13 protein-coding genes are annotated in these 20,579 nt (G+C 64.4%); 6 read left to right on the top strand and 7 right to left on the bottom strand.

Annotation, left to right across the window (positions count from 1 at the left end; genetic code table 11):
• Positions 1 to 115 precede the first annotated feature (115 nt).
• Both mscK and pykF read right to left on the bottom strand, forming a co-directional pair.
• The gene (gene mscK / locus AHA_RS15455; protein WP_011706846.1) at positions 116 to 3,439 is read right to left on the bottom strand and encodes a mechanosensitive channel MscK; all 3,324 of its coding nucleotides are present in this window, start codon (positions 3,437 to 3,439) and stop codon (positions 116 to 118) included.
• A gap of 149 nt (positions 3,440 to 3,588) precedes the next feature.
• The gene (gene pykF / locus AHA_RS15450) at positions 3,589 to 5,001 is read right to left on the bottom strand and encodes a pyruvate kinase PykF (RefSeq protein ID WP_010633307.1); all 1,413 of its coding nucleotides are present in this window, start codon (positions 4,999 to 5,001) and stop codon (positions 3,589 to 3,591) included.
• Positions 5,002 to 5,317: 316 nt separating this feature from the next.
• On the opposite strand from pykF, the gene AHA_RS15445 reads away from it, so the two are divergent.
• Entirely contained in the window at positions 5,318 to 5,530 is a 213-nt protein-coding gene (locus AHA_RS15445) for a hypothetical protein (RefSeq protein ID WP_077392290.1), read from the top strand.
• Between the two features lie 74 nt (positions 5,531 to 5,604).
• Here AHA_RS15445 and AHA_RS15440 read toward each other — a convergent pair whose 3' ends face one another.
• The 4 genes from AHA_RS15440 to rdgC form a co-directional block, all read right to left on the bottom strand.
• Complete coding sequence (locus AHA_RS15440; RefSeq protein ID WP_162901836.1) at positions 5,605 to 6,786, bottom strand: M28 family metallopeptidase; 1,182 nt, start codon at positions 6,784 to 6,786, stop codon at positions 5,605 to 5,607.
• A gap of 399 nt (positions 6,787 to 7,185) precedes the next feature.
• Complete coding sequence (ybaL, locus tag AHA_RS15435) at positions 7,186 to 8,829, bottom strand: YbaL family putative K(+) efflux transporter (RefSeq protein ID WP_011706843.1); 1,644 nt, start codon at positions 8,827 to 8,829, stop codon at positions 7,186 to 7,188.
• A 386-nt stretch (positions 8,830 to 9,215) separates the two neighbouring features.
• A complete protein-coding gene (gene ggt, locus AHA_RS15430) occupies positions 9,216 to 10,994 on the bottom strand; it encodes a gamma-glutamyltransferase (RefSeq protein WP_011706842.1) in 1,779 nt (592 codons plus the stop codon).
• Between the two features lie 179 nt (positions 10,995 to 11,173).
• Positions 11,174 to 12,085, bottom strand: coding sequence for a recombination-associated protein RdgC (gene rdgC, locus AHA_RS15425; protein ID WP_011706841.1), 912 nt, complete (start codon positions 12,083 to 12,085; stop codon positions 11,174 to 11,176).
• Positions 12,086 to 12,265: 180 nt separating this feature from the next.
• Between rdgC and AHA_RS15420 the strand changes: the two genes are divergently transcribed.
• The 3 genes from AHA_RS15420 to AHA_RS15410 all read left to right on the top strand — a co-directional run bounded on the left by AHA_RS15420 (position 12,266) and on the right by AHA_RS15410 (position 17,860).
• Positions 12,266 to 12,694, top strand: coding sequence for a GNAT family N-acetyltransferase (locus AHA_RS15420; RefSeq protein WP_011706840.1), 429 nt, complete (start codon positions 12,266 to 12,268; stop codon positions 12,692 to 12,694).
• Positions 12,695 to 12,795: 101 nt separating this feature from the next.
• Positions 12,796 to 14,022 carry an exonuclease SbcCD subunit D C-terminal domain-containing protein gene (locus AHA_RS15415; RefSeq protein WP_011706839.1) on the top strand — a complete coding sequence of 409 codons (1,227 nt, stop codon included), beginning with the start codon at positions 12,796 to 12,798 and terminating at the stop codon, positions 14,020 to 14,022.
• Positions 14,023 to 14,104: 82 nt separating this feature from the next.
• Positions 14,105 to 17,860 (top strand): AAA family ATPase, encoded by a 3,756-nt coding sequence (locus AHA_RS15410; protein WP_011706838.1) that lies wholly within the window; start codon positions 14,105 to 14,107, stop codon positions 17,858 to 17,860.
• Between the two features lie 83 nt (positions 17,861 to 17,943).
• On the opposite strand, the gene AHA_RS15405 is transcribed toward AHA_RS15410, so the two are convergent.
• On the bottom strand, positions 17,944 to 18,489 hold the full coding sequence (locus tag AHA_RS15405) for a cytochrome b (RefSeq protein WP_011706837.1): 546 nt from the start codon (positions 18,487 to 18,489) through the stop codon (positions 17,944 to 17,946).
• A 219-nt stretch (positions 18,490 to 18,708) separates the two neighbouring features.
• On the opposite strand from AHA_RS15405, the gene AHA_RS15400 reads away from it, so the two are divergent.
• Positions 18,709 to 19,527, top strand: coding sequence for a type 2 periplasmic-binding domain-containing protein (locus AHA_RS15400; protein ID WP_011706836.1), 819 nt, complete (start codon positions 18,709 to 18,711; stop codon positions 19,525 to 19,527).
• 61 nt (positions 19,528 to 19,588) lie between these two features.
• Positions 19,589 to 20,551 carry a sensor domain-containing diguanylate cyclase gene (locus tag AHA_RS15395; RefSeq protein WP_164927707.1) on the top strand — a complete coding sequence of 321 codons (963 nt, stop codon included), beginning with the start codon at positions 19,589 to 19,591 and terminating at the stop codon, positions 20,549 to 20,551.
• Positions 20,552 to 20,579: the final 28 nt, after the last annotated feature.

The following is a 20,579-nucleotide window of genomic DNA, read 5'->3' as shown; positions in this document are numbered from 1 at the left end:
CTAGCGGCAAACGGCGTCCCATTCTGGCCGGCGTGTCACAAAACCAGCCAGATGGCTGGCCACCGACCATAAAAAAGGCCCCTTGCGGGGCCTTCGAGTGGCATGGTGTGCTGCCTTAGACGGGCTGGGCACCCGGCAGGGCGGGAGGCTGGGCGGAGTCGGACTCCACCTTCTGCTCTTCGTCCTTCATGTTCTTGATGTAGACGTCCATCTGGTTGAACGCGATCTCTATGCCGTTTTCGCGGAACAGCTGGTCTATCTTGCGGTTCAGCTCGTCCACCGCCGGGTTGCGATCGCCGAGCTCGCTCACGAAGAAGCGCAGCTCGTGATCCAGGGTGCTGGGGCCGAAGGTGAGGAAGTAGACGATGGGGGCCGGGTCTTTCAAGACGCGGCTGTTGTCGTCCGCCGCCTGTTTCAGCAGGGTACGGGTCAGCTCCAGATCCGAACCGTAGGCCACCCCCACCCGCACGATGACGCGGGTGACGGTGTCGCTCAGCGACCAGTTGATCAGCCGCTCGGTCATCAGCTGCTGGTTGGGGATGATCACCTCCTTGCGGTCGAAGTCGGTCAGGGTGGTGGCGCGAATACGGATCCGCGAGACGGTACCGGAGAAGGAACCTATGGTGACTGTGTCACCGATCCGCACCGGACGCTCGAACAGGATGATGATGCCGGAGACGAAGTTGGAGAGGATCTCCTTCATGCCGAAACCGATACCGACCGACAGACCACCGGCGACCCACTGCAGCTTGTCCCACTGCACTCCCATCATGGAGAGGGCTGTCAGCGAGCCGACCCCGATCAGCACATAGTTGAGCATGGTGGTGATGGCGTAGGCCGTGCCCTGGGCCAGGTTCAGCTTGGAGAGCACCAACACCTCCAGCAGACCCGGCAGGTTGCGGGCCAGCGACCAGGCGCCGCCCAGCAGCAGGAAGCCTATCAGTACGTCGCTCAGGCTGATCGGGAAGAGCACCGCATTGGCCCCTGTCCCTTCAGTGCGGTGCCACAGCACCATGCTGTCGAGGTAGGAGAAGACCGCCACCAGATCGGACCAGAGCCAGTAGAAGGCGACGCCGAACACCAGCAGCAGCACGGTGCGGGTCAGACGCAGGGACTGCTGGCTGACATCCTCCAGATCCATGGGCTGCTCTTCGATGGTGTCTCCCCCTTCCGCATCCTCCTGGGCCTTGTGCTCGCGCTTGGCCACTGCACGGCGATAGGCCAGACGGCGGGCCGCCAGCTCCAGCCCGCGCAGGGCGGTGCGGTAGACCAGGCTCCAGATGATGATGAGGTAGAAGGATTCGATCAGCCGGCCGGTCAGCTTGAGGGCGGTGTAGTAGTAGCCCAGTCCCACCAGCACTATCAGCGCCACCGGTGCCAGCGCCAGGGCGATGGCGGTGATGGACTGCTGCATGCTCGCCTCGCCCTTGATGCGGGCGCGGGAGATGGGGAACACCAGGTAGGCGGCCAGCCCCAGCAGGGCCAGGGTCAGCGCCTGACCCACCACGTCATTGCCCAGCGACGAGGGTTCTACTACCGCCTTGGTCGACAGCATGATGAGCGGCAGCAAGGGCACCCACAGGTAGCGCATGCTGGTGCGCTTGGCCTGCAGCTCGGCTTTCGGCATGCGGAAATGGGTCTCGGCAATGCCGCCCGGCCGCATTACCGCTAGATAGACGCTGAACACCAGGTAGCCGAGCGCCAGGTTGAGGGTGATCTGGAAAATCAGCCTGGAGCTGAGCAGACCACAGTCAGTCAGCAGCAGGCCGGCAGCCAGGATGAACAGGCTGCCCGGCAGGCGCTGCAGCACGGTAAACAGCAGGGCACGCGGGGTGTGCCACTGGCTGTCCTGGCGAAAACGTCCCAGATCCTTGGTGATCTTCTTCTGCCGCTCCACCAGCGCTGGGCGCTTCCAGATCAGCAGACCGCCCACCAGCAGCAGCGGCAGGGCCAGCAGGGTGATGGGCAGCAAGGTTTCACCCCAGCCGCTCCAGTCCGGTTTTAGCACCCAGTCGGAGGCCTGCTTGTAGGCCTGGGCCGGCCAGCTGATGAACCACTTGCCGTCGATGGGCTTGTTGCTGCTCACCCAGAAGATGTGCTGCTGCAGGGTAAATTCGATGGAGGAGTAGATCCGCGCCAGCTGCTGCTGGGTCAGCTGCAGGCTGATGGCGTTGGTCAGCTGGGCATCCAGCTGGCGGTTGAGCTGGTCGAGCAGGCTGATGCGGGTGTCGAGCAGCTTGGAGAGGCTGGTTCTGTCCTCCTCGCTCACCGGCTCGCTGCTGCTCGCGATCAGGTTGTCCAGATACTGGGTCTTCTGGAACAGCTGGTCGCGCTGCTGGCTCAGCTCGAACTGGGCCAGGTGCAGGTCGGCGATCTGCTCTTCCAGGTTCTTCACCAGCGTGGAAGGCGACGACTCCAGCTGTTGATAGAGCTGGTAGAGAATGCGTGACAGCAGCAGGTTGCCCTTGAGCATCTGCACCTGTTCGTTGAGGTTGCGCTCGGTCTGGGTGCCGCGCTCCAGCCAGCTCTTGGCCTGCAGGTTCTTCTGCACCAGCGAGTTGAGGTTGGTGGTGGCGCTGACCAGCTGCTGGCTGAGCTGATGGTTGAGCTCCTGCTCTTTTTGTACCAGCGGGTTGTCATCTGCGGCGACCAGCTCGCCGGTCTGCTCGGCGGTCTTTTCGGTGTCACCGAGGCGCTTGGCACTGCTCTGCTCTTGCAGCAGTTGCAGTTTCTGCTCTTCGCTCGCGAGGCGGGCGCTCTGGTAGTCGCGCTGCTTGACCGCCAGATCCTGCATGCTGGTGCGGTTGTCCAGCTGCTGTTGCAGGTTGGCCAGTTGCAGCTCCTGGAGGGCCAGCTCGGCGCCCAGCTTCATCTTCTCGGCACCGCTCACCCCGTCACCGGCATTGAGGCGGGTACGGATCTCCTGGCTGCGCTGATAGGCGCGGCTCATCAGGGCCTGGGCCCGCTCCGGCAGGGTTTGCAGGCTGGTGATCTGGCTGCCGATGGTGCCGAGGGCTTCCTGGGCATCCTGCATGTTGGCCATGACGTCGGGCTGGCGACTCTCCAGCTCGCTCAGACTCATGCTGGCGTATTCACTCTTGATCTGCTCGGCACTCTTGTTCTGGGTCAGGGCATCGAGCTTGGCACTGATGTCCCTGAGCTCGGCCGGCAGGGAGCGGATGCGCTCGCTCTGGCTCTTGGCCTTGCTCTTCTCCTTCTCGATGCTGTCGAGCAGGGTGAGGGTGTCGGTCAGGAATTTCTGGTCGGCCTGCTGGCTGACGGTGAGGGTATCAGACTTGCCAAGGGCATCGAGCGCCCGCTGCACACTGGCACGTGAGGGCACATCCTGCGCCATGGCCTGCGGGGCGCAGAGGCTGACGAGTAAGCAGAGCAGCGGCAACAGGGTGGCCGAGGCTCTTTTGAAGCGTGTTGAGAGCATAAAACTTCCGGGTTATTACGCGATATTTGGGAGATTTCCCACTTGGATTAAATCCGCGTGGATTCTAACACTGGGCAGGAATGGGCAGCAGGGGGGCAGATAAAAAAAACGGCGCCCGCAGGCGCCGTTTTCAGCTTGTTCAGTTCCGATTAAAGAACGTGAACAGAAGCGGTGTTGGTGGTGCCGCTCGGTACCAGGGCACCGGAGACCATGACAACCACGTCACCCTTCAGACCCATGCCGCTGGCCAGCGCCGCTTCTTTACCGATGCGATAGAAATCGTCGGTGGAGGCGATGCTGTCAACCACGTGAGCAACCACACCCTTGGTCAGTACCAGCTGGGCAGCGGTCTTCTTGTTGGTGGTGATGGCCAGGATCCAGGCTTTCGGGAAGTACTTGCGGATGGCCTTGGCAGACTTGCCGCCTTCGGTGGCAACCACGATCAGCGGGGCGTCCAGCTTCTCGGAGGTTTCTACCGCGCCTTTACATACCGCTTCGGTGATGCGCAGCTTGTTGCTGTCGTTGGCAGCAGACAGGTTGGACGGCATCACGGCATCGGTACGCTCGCAGATGGTGGCCATGATGGTCACGGCTTCCAGCGGGTATTTGCCCTTGGCGGACTCACCGGACAGCATGACTGCGTCGGTACCGTCCAGGATGGCGTTGGCCACGTCGCCGGCTTCGGCGCGGGTCGGACGCGGGTTCTTGATCATGGAGTCCAGCATCTGGGTGGCGGTGATGACCACTTTGCGGGCTTTGTTGCACTTCTCGATGATCATCTTCTGGGCGAAGATAACTTCTTCAACCGGGATTTCGACACCCATGTCGCCACGAGCAACCATGATGCCGTCGGAAACAGCCAGGATCTCGTCGAAGTTGTCCAGGCCTTCCTGGTTTTCGATCTTGGAGATGATCTGGATGTTCTCGCCACCGTGGGCTTTCAGGTGCTCACGGATTTCCAGCACGTCTTCTTTCTTGCGAATGAAGGAAGCGGCAACGAAATCAACGCCTTGCTCGCAACCGAAGATCAGGTCGCGCTTGTCTTTCTCGGCCAGGGCCGGCAGCTTGATGGAGACGCCCGGCAGGTTGATGCCCTTGTTCTCGCCCAGATCGCCGTTGTTCAGTACTTTACAGATGACTTCGCGCTCGGTGATCTCGATAACGTCCAGACCGATCAGGCCATCGTCAACCAGGATGCGGTTGCCGACGCGCAGGTCGTTGGCGAAACCGGCATAGGTCACGGCCACTTTGTCTTTGTTGCCAACCACGGTCTGGTCGGTGGTGAAGGTGAAGGTCTGGCCAGCGACCAGGGCAACGTCGTTGCCGCCTTCCAGCTTGATGGTACGGATTTCCGGACCCTTGGTGTCCAGCAGAATGGCTGCGTGCTTGCCGGTTTCGGCCATGACAGCGCGCAGGTTGCTGATGCGACCACCGTGCTCGGCGTAGTCGCCGTGGGAGAAGTTCAGGCGCATGACGTTCATGCCGGCGTCCAGCATCTTGGCCAGCATTTCTTTGGATTCGGTCTTGGGACCGATGGTGCAGACGATTTTGGTCTTTTTCATGTCAGTCTTCATGGTTAAGGAGTTTCCGCCGTGCAATATACACCAGTTTTTGGATACTTTTTATGATCCAGAAACAACGTTTTGACCAGATAACGTTTTCTTTTCAGGGATAACGTTTTCCTCTTGGCTACTTTTTAGGGCATAAATTAACTGGTCCGCGCAGATTTGGCATAAATGTCGCCATATGTATCTCGGCGCCGGCCCGCATCGTCAGATGTTGTAAAATGACGATCCCGTCCCGTCATCAAGCCGTCATCGGTCCTCGACAAGAATAGACACTCTGCTGCCACCGTAGTGCCGCGAAGAGTGTTGCAAGATGGCCCCTTATCTGTTGCTGTTGTCCCTTGCCCTGCTGGGGGTGCAGGCGCTGCCCGCCAGCTGCTGGCCAGCGGATCCCGCTCCCCGCGATGGCGCGCTGCGCGCGTTCGAGCGCCTTGAAATGCACCAGGCCCAGGCCGCCACGGCCCGCGCGCAGCAAGGCTGGCCGCGCCCCAATTCCCCGCTTGACGGGGTACATCGACAGCCCTGAGTGGCAGACGCAGAGACGAAAGAGGGAGGCTTGGCCTCCCTCTTGTTTTGGATGCGTCACCTCGCCTCGGCGGCTCAGTTTATCTTGCCCATCTCGATGGCGAAGCTGGTGGCCAGCTGGGCGAACTTGAGGGCGTGGGCAGCCGAGGGATCCGAGTTCTGCAAGGTGTCCTGGGCGGTGTGGATGTTGGGGTTGTAGTCGTTGAAGCGCGACTCGAACGGCATGGCGGCCGGGTAGCCCTGATTGTGCCAGGAGGCGTGATCCGAGCAGCCGTAACCGCAGCTGTCATAGCCGTAGCGGATCTGGGGCAGATAGGCGTCGAGCAGCTGGGCCAGATAGCCGGTCAGCCCCTTGTCGGTGTAGTCGGTCATGAAGACGATATCTTCTGCCGAGCCCTGGTAGTTGGTCATGTCCAGCTGCAGCGCCGCCAGCACCTTGGTATTGGCCGCCTTGTAGCGGGTGGCGATGTCCTTGGAGCCGCGCAGCCCCACCTCTTCCGCCGCATAGCCGATGAACTGTAGGGTGCGCTCCGGCTGGCGGCCCTGCTCGGCGATGACCCGCAGCACCTCGGTCAGGGTAGCGATGCCGGAGGCATCGTCATCGGCGCCGGGGGCCAGGGTGCGGCTGTTGGGGGCCGAGCCCGCGGTGGAGTCGAGGTGACCGCCGAGCACCACCACTTCGTCCGGGTAGCGGCTGCCCTTGAGGGTCAGCACCACGGATTGCTGTGGGTAGCCGCTGTGCTTGACCCGGCTGACGCTGGCCCAGGGCAGGGGCGCGCTCAGGGTCTGCCACTGGCCGGCCACCCAGTCCGCCGACTGCACCCCTGTGGTGGTGGTGTAGTAGCGGTTGCGCCAGCTGGCGAGCTGACTGATGGTGCCGACTATGTTGCCCTGATCCAGATAGGGCAGCAGCCGGTTGACGCTGGCCCCCTGGGTCAGCGGCGGGGCGCTGAACAGGTTCTGGCTGATGGGCTGGGCCATGCTCTGCAGGGCGTCGGCCAGGGTGCTGTGCACCACATAGCCGCCGCAGCGCTGGTGCCCTTCGTGCATCAGGTGGGAGAGGGTGCCAAGTTCGCTCGCCTCGACCTGGGCCAGCTGAACCGGGGCGCCGCTGGCGCTGAACAGGGGGGCCAGCTTGGCCTTGACCTGCTTGAGTTCGACGCCGCTGTCGGCACCGACCGTGATCCAGACGGGCTCGGCGGCCTGTACGGCGAGGGGCAGCAGGGGGAGCAAGAGGGCGGTCAACAAGGGTTTCATAGCGGATCCTTCCAGAATGAGTTGCAGGCATGTGTGCCAAGTGGGTGTCATAAGACGACTGGCCCAGTCTAGCCAAAGGGAGAAAACGGCGAATTTGCCCATCTGGCGCGACCCTACCCCCGTCCGGTGGGGGCCGCTGCAGGATCTGCTGTCTACTGCGCCCCGCTGGGGGTAACCGCTGGAGCTTTGTGCTGGCGAGGGGAAGCTGCGCAGCGCGCCCGCCGCAGAGGCGGCGTGCGGCCCTGACCTGGGGGGCTGACAAAGGGAGTCAAATTGTGCCATATCGGCGCGAGACGCCGGTGGGCATGGGTGGGGAGGCGCGCGGGCACCAAGAAGAGCGGGTGTAAAAAGAGGCATAAAAAGAGGGGCCAAGGCCCCTCTGGTTCACTGAATGGCGGTTTATGCGGTGGCCTGGGCCAGCATGCCGAGGGCTATCTCCCGCTCGCCCATGATCACCTTGTCCGCTCCCTGCTTGGTGAGGAAGCTCACCTCATCGTCGCTGTGGGCGCGGGCGATCACCCGGATCGCCGGGTTGATGAGCTTGGCCTGGGCGATGGCCTCGCCGGCCTCGAAGCTGTTGGGGATGGCCACCAGCAGCCAGCAGGCGTCGGTGATGGCGGCGCGGCACAGCACCTCGTCATCGGCCACGTTGCCGTTGACGTGGGGAATGTCGGCCTGACGCAGGCTCTCCAGCCGGTGCGGATCCTGCTCGATCACCACCAGCTCGCGCCCGGCCTGCTGCAGGCCGTTCACCAGCAGGCGGCCGACCCGGCCATAGCCCACCAGTATGGTGTGGGCCTTCATCTCCACCGCCGGGCACTTGCACTCGGCCAGCACCTTGGCGTTGTCGGCGTCCGGGTGTTTCTCCAGGTAGCGCTCGACGGCGTTGAACACCAGCGGGTTGAGCATGATGGAGAGGCTGGCACCCACCAGGATCAGGTCGCGGGCCCCTTCCGGCACTAGCTTGAGCACGATGGCCAGCCCGATGAGGATGAAGGAGAACTCGCCGATCTGGGCCAGGCTGGCGGAAATGGTGAGAGCGGTGCGCCGGCTGTAGCGGAACAGCCGCACGATGGCGTAAGCCGCCGCCGACTTGCCGAACATGATGATGAACAGGGTGGCCAGCACCGCCAGCGGCTCGGTCAGCAGCACCGCCGGGTTGAACAGCATGCCCACCGAGACGAAGAACAGCACGGCGAAGGCGTCCTGCAGCGGCAGGGTGTTGTTGGCGGCGCGATGGCTCAGCTCGGAGCGGTTCATGACGATGCCGGTGAAGAAGGCGCCGAGGGCGAAGGAGACGCCGAACAGCTTGACCGCACCGAAGGCGATGCCGAGCGAGCAGGTCAGCACCGCCAGGGTGAACAGCTCGCGCGAGCCGGTGCTGGCGGTATGGGCCAGCAGCCAGGGGATAAAGCGGCTGCCCACCACCATCATCAGCGCCACGAACAGGCTCACCTTGCCGAGGGTCCAGCCCAGATCCAGCGCTATGCTCTGCCAGCTCAGGGTCTGCTCGCCGAACTGGATGTCGGCGATGATCGGCAGCATCACCAGCGCCAGCACCATCACCAGATCCTCGACGATGAGCCAGCCGATGGCGATGCGCCCCTGCAGGGTTTCCAGATTCTGGCGGCTCTCCAGCGCCCGCAGCAGCACCACGGTACTGGCGGTGGAGAGGGCGAGGCCGAACATCAGGCCGGCGACCGGATCCCAGCCCAGCAGGGAGGAGAGCCCCATGCCGAGCAGGGTGGCGACCGCGATCTGGGCGATGGCACCGGGGATGGCGATCCGCTTCACCGACATCAGATCGCGGAAGGAGAAGTGCAGCCCCACCCCGAACATCAGCAGGATCACCCCCAGCTCCGCCAGCTCGGGCACCAGCTTCATGTCGGCCACATAACCCGGGGTGAAGGGGCCCGAGATCACCCCGGCCGCCAGATAACCCACCATGGGGGAAATCTTGAGGCGCTGGGCAAACATGCCGAGGATGTAGGCCAGCACGAAGCCGCCGACCAGAGTGGTAATCAGGGGAAGGGAGTGGTCCATGTCGTCACCTCGCTAATGGCAGTCAGGGGGCTACCAGATCACCGCGCGGGCGAAGAGGGCAGCTGTCAATGAGCAGGGGGCGAAAGAGACAGATGCTGGCCGCATGCACAGAGGGTGTGTCTGGGGGACAACAGTTGCCGTTTCTGTTGAAAAATAATACGTTTTTGGTAGAAAAACAATGTTTATCCACATTTAAGACTTAATTTGCGATTAAAACTGTATAAGTGGCTGTTTTGAGGTGAAAGCGCGCTTCTCTGGCGGTCAGGCTGGCAACAGTAATCAATCGATGATGGTTTTTCTGGCCACAGCTGGAGGAGGGTGGAGAACAAAAAAGCGGCCGACTGGCCGCTCGCTGCGTGGGGTTCCGAGTGCAGATGTAGCCGAGCTCACTGGCCCTTGGCGATCCCCTCCCGGCGCGGATCGGCGGCGCCCAGCCAGCCGCTTGCGTTGCGCTGCACGCCCTGCAGGCCCGAGGTCTGCTCGCTCAGCACCACCTCGTGTCCCTTCGCCTTGAGCGCCTCGACCACGGCGGCCGGGGTGCGACCCGCCTCCAGCTCGGTGGGGCCGTTGCGACTGCCGAAGTTGGGCAGATTGATCGCCTGCTGCAGGTTGAGCCCCCAATCCTGGGTGCCCAGCAACGTCTTGCCCACGTAGTTGATGATGGCGGAGCCCCCCGGCGAGCCCAGGCTCATCTCCAGCTCGCCGCTGCTTTTGTCAAACACCAGCAGGGGGGACATGGAGGAGCGCGGTCGCTTGCCCGGCTCCACCCGGTTGGCCACCGGCAGCCCGGCGGCGTCCAGCGAGGTGAAGGAGAAGTCGGTGAGCTGGTTGTTGAGCAGGTAGCCGTTGACCATCAGCCGCGAGCCGAAGCCGTCTTCGATGGAGCTGGTCATGGAGACCGCCATCCCCGCCTTGTCGACGATGGAGACGTGGCTGGTGGAGGGGAGCTCCGGGGTGGCATCCTGGCCGCGAGCCGGCGCCAGCGGCGGGGTGCCCGCTTTGGCCAGGCCCATGGAGCGCTCGCCGATGAGGGCGCCGCGCCGGGCCAGATAGGGCTTGTCGAGCAGGCCGCTGACGGGGACCGCCACATAGTCGCTGTCTGCCACGTACTGGTTGCGATCGGCAAAGGCGAGCCGCGCCGCCTCGCTGTAGAGGTGGATCGCCTCGGCGGAGGCGGCCGGCTGGCCCTGCTCCCCCAGCACCGGTTTGAGGGCCGCCATGTCGCGGCTCTCCAGCATGCCGAAGATCTGGCCGAGGGCGAGGGTGCCGGACGAGGGGGCCGGAAAGCCGCACACCCGGCTCTGGCGATAGTCAAAGCAGAGGCCGTCGCGCAGCCTGGCGCGGTAGCTGGCGAGATCGACCGCGCTCAGCATCCCGGGGTTGGTCGGGTGGGCGTGCACCTTGGCCACCATGGCCTCGGCCAGCGGGCCGCGATAGAAGGCGTCCGGCCCCTGGCTTGCCAGGGTTCGCAGCACCTTGGCCAGCGCCGGGTTGGTCAGTCGGGTTCCCGCCGCTTTGGGGCTGCCGTCGGCCTGATAGAAGTAGGCCCGCGCGTCCGGATCCTTGGCAAGGTAAGGGTCCTTAGCCAGCAGCGCGGCCAGCCGCGGGCTTATCACGAATCCCTGCTCCGCGAGGGTGATGGCGGGCTCGAACAGCGCAGCCCAGGGCAGCTTGCCGTAACGCTGGTGGGCCAGCGCCAGCGCCCGCACCGTGCCGGGGGCGCCCACCGAGCGCCCGCCCACCACGCCATCGTAGAAGGCCATCGGCTTGCCATCCTTCATGAACAGCTGATCGGTGGCAGCGGCGGGGGCCGTCTCGCGACCATCCACCGCCGCGACTTTCTGACCATCCCACACCAGCAGCAGGGAGCCGCCGCCGATGCCGGAGGATTGCGGCTCCACCAGGGTCAACACCAGCTGCACCGCGATGGCGGCGTCCACCGCACTGCCACCGGCCTGGATCATCTGGTAGCCCGCTTCCACCGCCAGCGGGTTGGCGGCGGCCACCATGAAGTCGCGGCCTTGCCAGCCCTGCTTGTCCTGCCAGCCGCTGGCGGCCTCCGGCGCGATCAGGGTGTGGGCGGGGGGCGCTTGCAGACTCTGCTGAGCGGTGCAGCCGGCCAGCAGTGCGAGGGCGATGGCCAGCCCCAGTGGTTTGCGCAACATGACACTATCCTTGTCTGTTTTATGAGCATGAAGGGCGACTATGTCACGATTGGCGCTAATGACTCAAGTTGTTGAATCAGATCAACAAGTTACTCATCTATCAACAAGTCGCCCCGAGCGAGCGCCCATAAAAAAACCGCCCAGAGGCGGTTTTTTGCAATCAGGCTGAGCCAATTCGCTTAGATGGATTGCTCTTCACCGCCCAGGGCGGCAAACAGGGCCGGGATGAACTGGGCCAGCTCGGCGGTAACCAGGGCGAAGTCGGCATCCAGACGGGCGGCCGGATCTTCGCTGGTGACGTCATCGTTCTGCTCGCGCAGCTCTTCGCTGAATTTCAGGCGCTTGATGGAGAGATCGTCCCCCAGCACGAAGCTCAGGGTTTCGCCCCAGTTGAGGGCCAGCTTGGTGACCAGCTTGTCGTTGGCCAGGTGGTTCTTGATCTCGTCCGTCATCAGATCCTGCTGCTTGCAGCGGATGATGCCACCGTGCTCCATGGCGCTGCGCAGCTCGGCCTCGTCCTCCAGGGTGAAGGAGGCGGGCAGGTTGCCCTCGTTCAGCCACTCGGTCATGGTTATCTCGGGCGGGTTCTTGAGGGCCACCGGCACCACCGGCAGGGTGCCGATGGATTTGCGCAGCAGGGCCAGCAGGTCGTCCGCCTTCTTGGCGGAGCCTGCGTCCACCACCATCAGGTTGTCGGCCGGATTGATCCAGGCGAAGGTCTGGCTGGTGCGGCTGAAGGCGCGCGGCAGCAAGGTATGGAGGATCTCCTCCTTGAGCGCTTCCTTCTCTTTCTTCTTGAGGGCGCGGCCCTGCTCGAACTCGATCGCTTCTACCTTCTCCGCCAGCATCTCCTTGACCACGGTGCCGGGCAGCATCTTCTCTTCCTTGCGGGCACAGATGAGGATGTGGCCGGCGGCGGAGTGGGTCAGGGTGGAGCCGAATTTGCCAAGGGGCTTGACCCACCCGAACCGGGAGATGTCCTGGCTGCCGCACGGGGTGAAGGCACAGGCTTCCAGCTGGGTTTCCAGCTGCTCGACGGTCAGCTCGAAGGGGCGGGTAAAGCGATAAATCTGCAGGTTTTTAAACCACATGGCGTCCTCGGTCTCATAGATTGTCCGGCGGGCATTGTACTAGAGAGGCGCTTTGTGATCAGCCAATCATTCTTGTTAAATAAAGGGCGATCGACTTCACAGGGAGTCATATTCGTCCCCAAAGCCGTCATCAAACTCCCCTAGACTGCGGATGTTCAGGTTGTTAACAAGGATACCAATATGCTGAGGGCGAGTCGGTCCGACGACATGGACGAGATCGTCGAAATCTGGTTGCTGGCCTCCCTGCAGGCCCACGACTTTGTCGATGCCTCCTGCTGGTGGCAGGCTCAGGAAGATCTGCGCACCCGCTATCTCGATCACGCCCGCATCTGGGTGTTCGAGGAGCGCGGCGAGCTGCTCGGTTTCATGGCGCTGGTGGATGACTACCTGGCGGCCCTGTTCGTGCGCCCCGACCGCCAGGGGCGGGGAGTGGGCCATGCCCTGCTGCAGGAGGCCAAATCCAAGGGGGCCCGGCTGCATGCGCGGGTGTTCGTGGAAAACGATCTGGCGGTGCGCTTCTATCGTCGCCACGGTTTCGTGATCGAGGGGGAGGTGGCCGATCCCCTCACCGGTCATCCCCAGTACCAGATGTGCTGCGAGCCCGCCTGAATCTGCCGGCCGCGCCGGGTATGGCTTGAAAAAGGGGAGGCATATCCTCATCTTGTCTGCATCGGGTGCCGCTGACACCTCCTCCATACGAGCCGTTTTTCATGAAGATCCTGCATACCGCCGACTGGCATCTTGGCCATCAACTCCATGGCCACGATCGCCGTTTTGAACACGACGCCTTTCTCGACTGGCTGGCCGACACCATCAAGCGCCGCGACATCGACGCCCTGCTGGTGGCGGGCGACCTGTTCGATACCGCCAACCCCCCCGCCAGCGCCTGGCAGCTGCTCTACCGCTTTCTGGCGCGGCTGCGCGCCGAGCACCCGGCACTGGAGATGGTGCTGATCGGCGGCAACCACGACTCCCCCTCCAAGCTGGATGCCCCTCACGAGCTGCTGCGCGCCTTCGACCTGCATCTGGTGGGCAGCATCAGCCGGGACGACGAAGGGCGGCTCGAGACCGAGCGTCTGCTGGTGCCGCTGCGAGGCAAAAACGGCGAGGTGGCCGCCTGGTGTGCCGCCGTGCCGTTTCTGCGCAGCAGCGATCTGCGCCCCGACGGGCTCAGCGAGGGGCAGGACCGACTCATCGAAGGGGTACGCCAGGTCTATGAGGCAGTGCTGAGCGAGGGGCGTGCGCGCTGCCATCCGGATCAGGCCCTCATCGCCATGGGCCACGCCTATCTGGCGGCGGGCCAGCTCTCCGAGCTTTCAGAGCGGCGGGTGCTCGGCGGCAACCAGCATGCCCTGCCTGCCGAGCTGTTTGCCGCCGCCGACTACACGGCGCTGGGTCATTTGCACCTGGCCCAGAGCCCGGCCGAGGGGGTGCACTACAGCGGCTCGCCGCTACCGCTCTCGCTGGCCGAGGCGAACTACAACCATCAGGTGCTGGAGGTGACGTTTGAGGGGGGCAAGCTGGCCCGGCTTGAGCGGATCCCGGTGCCCCGCGCGGTGGAGATGATCCGGCTGCCCCAGAGCGGCCTCGACGAGGCGCTCCAGGCCATCGAGGCGTTGGACCTGCCCGCTTGCCCGCAGCAGGCGCAGCCCTTCCTCGAGGTGCGGCTGCTGTTGCCCAAACCCGAGGCCCGCATCCGCGAGCGCGTGCTGGCCGCCATCGGCGACAAGCCGGTGCGCCTTGCCCGCATCACGACCAGTTATCAGGGCTCGGGCCAGGGGCTGGCGGATGGTGCCGGCCAGCGCCGGTTGGATGAGCTCTCCCCCACCGAGGTGTTTCGCCTCTGCTATCAGCGTCAGTTCGACGGGGAGCCGGAGGCCGAGCTGGTGGCGTCGTTTGAAGAGATCCTGGAGCAGGTGAAGGAGTCCAGCCAATGAAAATCTTGACCCCATCCGATGAGAATCTGATCAGAGCCAACCTGTCAGCGCAGCAAGCGGCACGGATGAAGGAGTGCAACGCATGAAAATCTTGTCGCTGTCAGGGGAGAATCTGGCCAGCCTGACCGGTCAATTCACCATCGACTTTGCCGGTGGTGCCCTGGGGGCCGCCGGCCTGTTTGCCATCACCGGTAATACCGGCGCCGGCAAGAGTACCCTGCTCGATGCCATCTGTCTGGCGCTCTACGACGAGATGCCGCGCTTTATCGCCAATCGCAAGAACGTCGCCGAAGTGGGCCGCATGGATGACGAGGAGAAGCTCAAGGCCAACGACGTGCGCGGCATCCTCAGCCGCGGCCATGCCAGCGGTTTCGCCGAGGTGCAGTTTCGCGGCTGTGACGGCCGCGTCTGGCTGGCCCGCTGGGCGGTGCGCCGTGCCCGCAACCGCGCCGAGGGGCGCTTTCAGGCCCAGGAGCGCAGCCTGACCGACGTGGCGTCGGGCCAGGTGTTCAGTGGCAGTAAGCGGGAGCTGCAGGATCGTATCGACGAGCTGGTGGGACTCTCCTGGGAGCAGTTTCGCCGCGCCGTCATCCTGCCGCAGGGAGAGTTTGCCGCCTTCCTCAAATCGAGCGCCGACGAGCGTTCGGCCCTGCTCGAACGGATGACCGGCACTGAGCTCTACTCCGCCATCTCGATTCAGACCCATGAACGGGCGCGGGAGGAGCAGCAGAAACTGGCCGCCATCGGCCAGCGGCTCGGCGACGTGGCGCTGATGGACGAGGCGACCCGCGAGCAGTGGGTGAGCCAGCAGGTGAGCCTCGCTACCAGCCTCAAGCACGAGCAGCAGCAACAGCAGCTGATGCAGGACTTGCGCGATCTCAACGGCCGCATCGCCGCGCAGTTGCAGGCCTGTCAGGAGGGAGAGGCGGCCCTTGCCGCGGCCGAGGCGGCCCATGGTGCGGCCGCCCCCGAGCGGGAGGAGTTCGCCCGCGCCGAGCAGGCCCAGGTGGCCCGCGCCGATCACGACGAGCTGGCTCGTCTCACCCTGGAAGTGCAGCAGCAGGAGAAGGCGCTGGCCGAGCTTGGCCCCGAACTTGGCAAGCTGGAGGAGCAGACCCAGCAGAGCGCCCTCACCGAACAGCAACTGCTGGCGAAGAAGATCGCCGCCGAGCGCGAGTGGGGCGCCCTGCAGCCCGAACTCAAACGGGCGCAGGAGCTCGACACCCGCATTCGGGAAAAGCAGCAGCAACTGCAGAAGATCCAGCAGGAGGGGGCACAGGAGCGGGAGGTGCAGCTCACCCTGGAGCAGGGCTGGCGCCAGCAGCGCCAGCAGGTGGAACAGCTCAAGGCCCAGCACCAGCAGTGGGGTGCCTGGCTTGAGGAGCACAAGGAACTGGCACCGGTGGCCCGCCAGTGGCAGCCCCTGCTTACCGCCATGCAGGATTGGGCCGAGGATGCCGACAGGCTCCAGCAGCTCCTTACCCTGCGCGAACACAAGCTGCGCGCCCTCAGGCAACTGCAACACCAGCTGGAGCAGGGGCAGCAGGAGCGTGACTACTGGCAGCGCGAGCAGGAGCGGCTGCAGCAGCAACAGCACGAGCTGCAGGAGCAGCAGTGGGAGGGGCGTCTGGTCAAGGCGCAGGAGCAGTGGCAAGGGCAGACCGAGCAGCTGGGCCAGCTGCGCCAGTTGCTGGAGCTGGCCGACTATGGCCACAATCACGGCGAGCAGCATGGTCGCCTGCAGCAGGAGATCGCCCAGCTGGAGCAGGCGCTCGGCAAGCTGGCCATCCTCGGCGACGAGCTGACGCCGGCCCGCGAGCGGCTCGCCCTGCAGCGGGACGAGGCGCGTCACGCGCTGGAGCAGTCCCGTGCCATCGCCAGTTTCGAGCAGCATCGCCATATCCTGCGCGACGGCGAACCTTGCCCGCTCTGCGGCGCCGAGGAGCACCCCTATCACCAGAGCCAGCCACAGGTGGCGGGCATTCTGGGGCAACTGGCGGAGCGCGTCCGCAGCCTGGAGCTCGAGTGGGAGCGGCTCAATCACCAATACATTCAGTGCGAGAGCGAGCGCCAGGAGCTGGCCCGTCAGCTGGCGGTGCGCCAGCAACATCTGCCTGAGCTGGAGACGCGCGCCGAGCAGCTGACCCAGCGCTGGCAGCAGCTGGGCGGTGCCGAGCTGCTGGGCCATCCGTTGCCGCTGCGTCAGAGACCGATCGAGTGGAACGAGTTGATGAGTACCCTGCTCGGCCGCGGCCAGAGCCTGGAGCAGGGGCTGGCTAGGAGCCAGCAGCAACTGCGCGAGGCCCAGCAGGGGCAGCAGCAGTTGCAGGCCGTGCGCCAGCAGCTGAGCCAGCTGACCAGCCAGCACCAGCAGTTCGAGCAGCAGTGGCAGGAGGCCGATCGCCAGCGCATCGCCCTGGAAGGGGAGGTGAAGGCGATGGGCGAGCAGGAAACGACCCTGCGCCAGCGCCTTGAGCAGGGGGGAAGCCGGCTCGACGAGCAGATGGGAGGCCAGCCCTGGCGTCAGTGGCTGGGCAGCCAGCAGTGGCACGAGTGGCAGCGGGCCTGCGAGGCCTGGCTGCACGGCCAGAGCGAGTGGGAGCGGCTGACCGGCGAGATTGCCAGCCTCACCCCGGCCCTGAGCGCCCAGGAGGCGCGCCTGCAGACCCAGCGCGAGCTGCTGCACAAGCTCGAGCGCGACTACAAGGAGCATGAACAGCAACGACAGGGGCTGGTCACCAGCCGCGCCACCTGTCTGGGGGGCGAGGAGATTGCCCAGGTCGAGATCCGCTGGCAGCAGCGGCTGCAGCAGCTGGCGAGCGAGCTGGAGACGATGCAGGGGGCGGCCCGCGCCTTGCGCGAGCGCCAGACCGAGCTCAAGACCCGTCTCAGCCATCTGGAGCAGGAGAAGCAGGTGAGCAGCCGGCGGCGACGGGAGGTGCTGGGGCGCTGGGCTGCCCACGCCAGCAGCCTCGGCATCGCCGAATATGACCTGCGCCGCCTGCTGGCCATGAGCCCGGATGAGCTCAAGGCGCGCCGCGCCGCCTTGCAGGCGCTGGAGGATGCCCGCGCCGAGGCGCGTACCCGTCTGACCGAGCGGCAGCGGGCGCTGGCGCTGGAGGAGAGCAAGCGAGATCGTTACCGCGAGCATCACCCCGAGCTGGCCGCGTTGGCGCCACAGGAGCTCGACAGCCGGCTGACGGCGCTGGAGGCGCACTGCCGCGCCCTCGACGAGCAGCTGTTCCAGTGCAAGAGCACGCTGGCCCAGGCCGAGGCGGCGGCCCTCAAGGCGGGTTCTTTGCAGGAGGAGCTGGCCGCCCAGCAGGCGGTGGCGGATCACTGGCAGCGGCTCTGTGATCTCATCGGTTCGGCCAGCGGCGCCAAGCTGCGTACCTTCGCCCAGAGCCTCACGCTGGAACGGCTGCTGCTGGAGGCCAACGCCCAGCTCGCCGAGCTCTCCCCCCGCTATCGACTGGAGCGGGTGCCCGGCACCGATCTGGCGCTGCAGGTGGTGGATCTCGACATGGGGGACGAGGTGCGCTCGGTGGACTCCCTCTCCGGCGGTGAGAGCTTCCTGGTGTCGCTGGCGCTGGCGCTGGCCCTCTCCAGCCTGTCGTCGCGCCAGACCCAGGTCGAATCGCTCTTTATCGACGAGGGCTTCGGCACCCTGGATCCCGACAGCCTGGATCTGGCGCTCTCAAGCCTGGATTCCCTGCAGGCGGCCGGCCGCCAGATCGGGGTCATCTCCCACGTGCAGACCCTGGTGGAGCGGATCGGCGTGCAGGTGCGGGTGGAGGCCCTCGGCGGCGGCGAAAGCCGGGTGGTACTGCCCGGCTGACGGTGTGTCATCCCTCACCATCCATGAACAAGAAGGCCCCTGTCAAAGGGGCCTTCTTGTTGGTGTGCAACCCGTCTCGCTGGCTATTTGCGTTCGGGCAGCATATTGGTCAGGGTGTTGTCCTTGAGCACATGGTGGTGGTAGATGGCTGCCGCCGCGTGCAGGGCAATCAGGGCATAGCCAATGTTGGCAAGCGTCTCGTGCAGCTCCTTGATGGTGCCCTTCAGGCCGTCGTCGGGGGCGATGAGGGCGGGGAGTTCCAGGCCGAAGAAGGGGATGGGTTTGCCGCCCGCGCTCAGCAGCAGCCAGCCCAGCAGCGGGGTGAGGATCAGGAAGCCATAGAGCGCCAGGTGGGCGAGCTTGGCCAGCGTGAGCATCAGGGGGGAGAGCTCGGGCACGATACGTGGTGAGGGGCTAGCCACGCGCACCAGCAGGCGCACGACCACCAGCGCCAGGATCAGCAGACCCACCATGAAGTGAAACTCCTTCATCAGGTCGCGACCGGCCGACCCTTTGGGGAAGATGTCCCTGAACTCCATCAGCGCATAGACGGCGATCATCAGCAGCAGGGTCAACCAGTGCAGCCCTATGCTCAGGCTGCCATAACGTTGTTCGGTATTTTTCAACATGCTCATATCCTTCTCGGGGCTCACATTGCATCAAGGGTGGTCGCATCGGGCATCCTGCCCCCGCACCATTCCTTTTCATGTTACCGCGCAGATGTGTCAAAACCTTGATCTCGGTGTGTTTTTTAACATCTTATTTGCAACTCGTCCGACACACTCGGTGCCGAGTCTATGCTTCTGATCAACAGGGCCATGCCGGCCAGGGTGGTGAGGGGTTGCATCATGAAGCATCTGAGAGTGGGCGTGCTGGCAGGCTTGATGCTGCTCGCCATGCTGCTGGGGATGACGGGGGGCGACGAGGAGCGATTGGCTGCGGCAGAACCTGGCCGACCGACTCATTTTTCAGTCTATCTTGGTTTGTTGCCGGGGCTCATCGATTCCAACGGCACAGGTCCCTTCGTCGACCTGGTCAAGGCCATCGCCGGGCTGGATGACGGGGTGGAGGTGAGCGTGATGGTCTACCCCATGTCCCGTGCCACCCGCAGCGTGGTGGTGGGGGAGGCGGACTTCAACCTGCCGGCGCTGCGCAACCCCTACATCGACGAGTCCATGCTGCCCTATCGCTTCAGCTCGGCGACCTTTGGCAAGGTGACCCACGTGCTCTACAGCAACAGTGCGGCGCCCATTACTCCCGCCATGGTGCTGGGCTACGAGTACACCAAGCGGGATCTGCTCATCGAGGGGGTGACCGACTTCTGGCCCTTCTCGGTCAAGCGCTCCCTCTCGCTCGAGCAATCCCTCGGTAAGCTGAGCCGGGGCCGCATCGATGCCTTTCTGTGGGCGCAGGAGGAGGCGGATTTCACCCTGCGCAAGATGGGGCTGACCAATATCCATCGGGTCTATTTTGGCGAGTTCGACGATGTGTTCATCATCCCCAAAGGGCCGAAAGGGGATGCGGTCGACCGCTTCCTGACCCAGTCCATCGAGCGGCTCAGAGCCTCCGGTCAGCTCGACAAGATCTACTCCGGCATTCACGGCCCCTATCAGGAGTGGCAGCCGGGAGAAAATGCTGCGACCAAGGCGGTCAGAGCCGCGCAATGAGCGCTTTACCCGCGATCAGCGCTCACTTACCTTTGAACGATACCTTGGTAAGGGAGTTACCTTGAACATCACCGATCCTGTGATCCTGACCGAGCTGCAGCAGATCCTGTTTCGCTCCTTCGACGTGATCCCGTTTCCGATCCTGATTTCGGAGTCCGCCTGCAGCGAGACGCTGGGCAGCATACCCACCCGACTGTCGGAGATCCCGGCCCGCCATCACAGGTTCGTGAACCGGGCCTTCGTGACTCAGCTGGGCTACGACCTGACGGATCTGCCCGACATGGCCAGCTGGTTTGCCACCGTCTATCGCGATGAAGAGAGCAGGGCCCAGGCGATTGAGCGCTGGAACCAGGCGGTGATGACCAGCCTGGCCAACGGCGCGGTGGTGGCCGAGATGAGCGCCTGTCTCTACTGCAAGAACGGCCAGCGGCGCTGGTTTACCATCACGGCCCAGCTGACGGCCGATGCCATGCCGGGCTGGCACATAGTGACGCTGCGTGACATTCACGACCTGCACTGCATGATAGAGGAGGTGAGCCGGCTCTCCTGCACCGATCCGCTGACCGAGCTCGGCAATCGGCGTGCCGCCGGCCAGCAGTTGCAGGCGCTCTGGCTGCAGGGGGAGCCCTTCTCGCTGATCCTGTGCGATATCGACCACTTCAAGCAGATCAATGATCGCTATGGCCATCCCGCCGGAGATGCGGCGTTGTGCGAGGTGGCCCGCATCATGACGCGGCAACTGCAGCCTGCAGAGCATCTGGCCCGCTGGGGCGGGGAGGAGTTTCTGTTGATCCTGCCTGGGGTGGATGCCGAACAGGTGGTCGAGCGAGCCGAACAGTTGCGCCGGCAGTTTGTCGGTCATGTGGTCACGTGGGAGGGGCAGAGCTTTTCCCTGACGATGAGTCTGGGTTGTGCCACTCAGGAGGAGGGACAGGGCATCGACAGCCTGTTGCTGGTGGCGGACAAGGCGCTCTATCAGGCCAAGAGCAACGGCCGCAACCGGGTGGTATTTGGCAGGGCCTAGCCGGAAAACGCCCATAAAAAAACCGAAG

This window comes from Aeromonas hydrophila subsp. hydrophila ATCC 7966, from assembly GCF_000014805.1.
Lineage (GTDB): Bacteria > Pseudomonadota > Gammaproteobacteria > Enterobacterales > Aeromonadaceae > Aeromonas > Aeromonas hydrophila.
Note: the sequence above shows the minus strand (reverse complement) of the source record. Positions and strands in the feature narration are given on the sequence as shown.

Excerpts from the sequence above, each read along its gene's own strand:
- AHA_RS15400 (WP_011706836.1), top strand. The coding sequence starts at position 18,709 with ATGAAGCATCTGAGAGTGGGCGTGCTGGCAGGCTTGATGCTGCTCGCC.
- AHA_RS15445 (WP_077392290.1), top strand. The coding sequence starts at position 5,318 with ATGGCCCCTTATCTGTTGCTGTTGTCCCTTGCCCTGCTGGGGGTGCAG.
- ggt (WP_011706842.1), bottom strand. The coding sequence starts at position 10,994 with ATGTTGCGCAAACCACTGGGGCTGGCCATCGCCCTCGCACTGCTGGCC.
- AHA_RS15420 (WP_011706840.1), top strand. The coding sequence starts at position 12,266 with ATGCTGAGGGCGAGTCGGTCCGACGACATGGACGAGATCGTCGAAATC.
- ybaL (WP_011706843.1), bottom strand. The coding sequence starts at position 8,829 with ATGGACCACTCCCTTCCCCTGATTACCACTCTGGTCGGCGGCTTCGTG.
- rdgC (WP_011706841.1), bottom strand. The coding sequence starts at position 12,085 with ATGTGGTTTAAAAACCTGCAGATTTATCGCTTTACCCGCCCCTTCGAG.
- AHA_RS15410 (WP_011706838.1), top strand. The coding sequence starts at position 14,105 with ATGAAAATCTTGTCGCTGTCAGGGGAGAATCTGGCCAGCCTGACCGGT.
- AHA_RS15405 (WP_011706837.1), bottom strand. The coding sequence starts at position 18,489 with ATGTTGAAAAATACCGAACAACGTTATGGCAGCCTGAGCATAGGGCTG.
- mscK (WP_011706846.1), bottom strand. The coding sequence starts at position 3,439 with ATGCTCTCAACACGCTTCAAAAGAGCCTCGGCCACCCTGTTGCCGCTG.
- AHA_RS15415 (WP_011706839.1), top strand. The coding sequence starts at position 12,796 with ATGAAGATCCTGCATACCGCCGACTGGCATCTTGGCCATCAACTCCAT.
- AHA_RS15440 (WP_162901836.1), bottom strand. The coding sequence starts at position 6,786 with ATGAAACCCTTGTTGACCGCCCTCTTGCTCCCCCTGCTGCCCCTCGCC.
- pykF (WP_010633307.1), bottom strand. The coding sequence starts at position 5,001 with ATGAAAAAGACCAAAATCGTCTGCACCATCGGTCCCAAGACCGAATCC.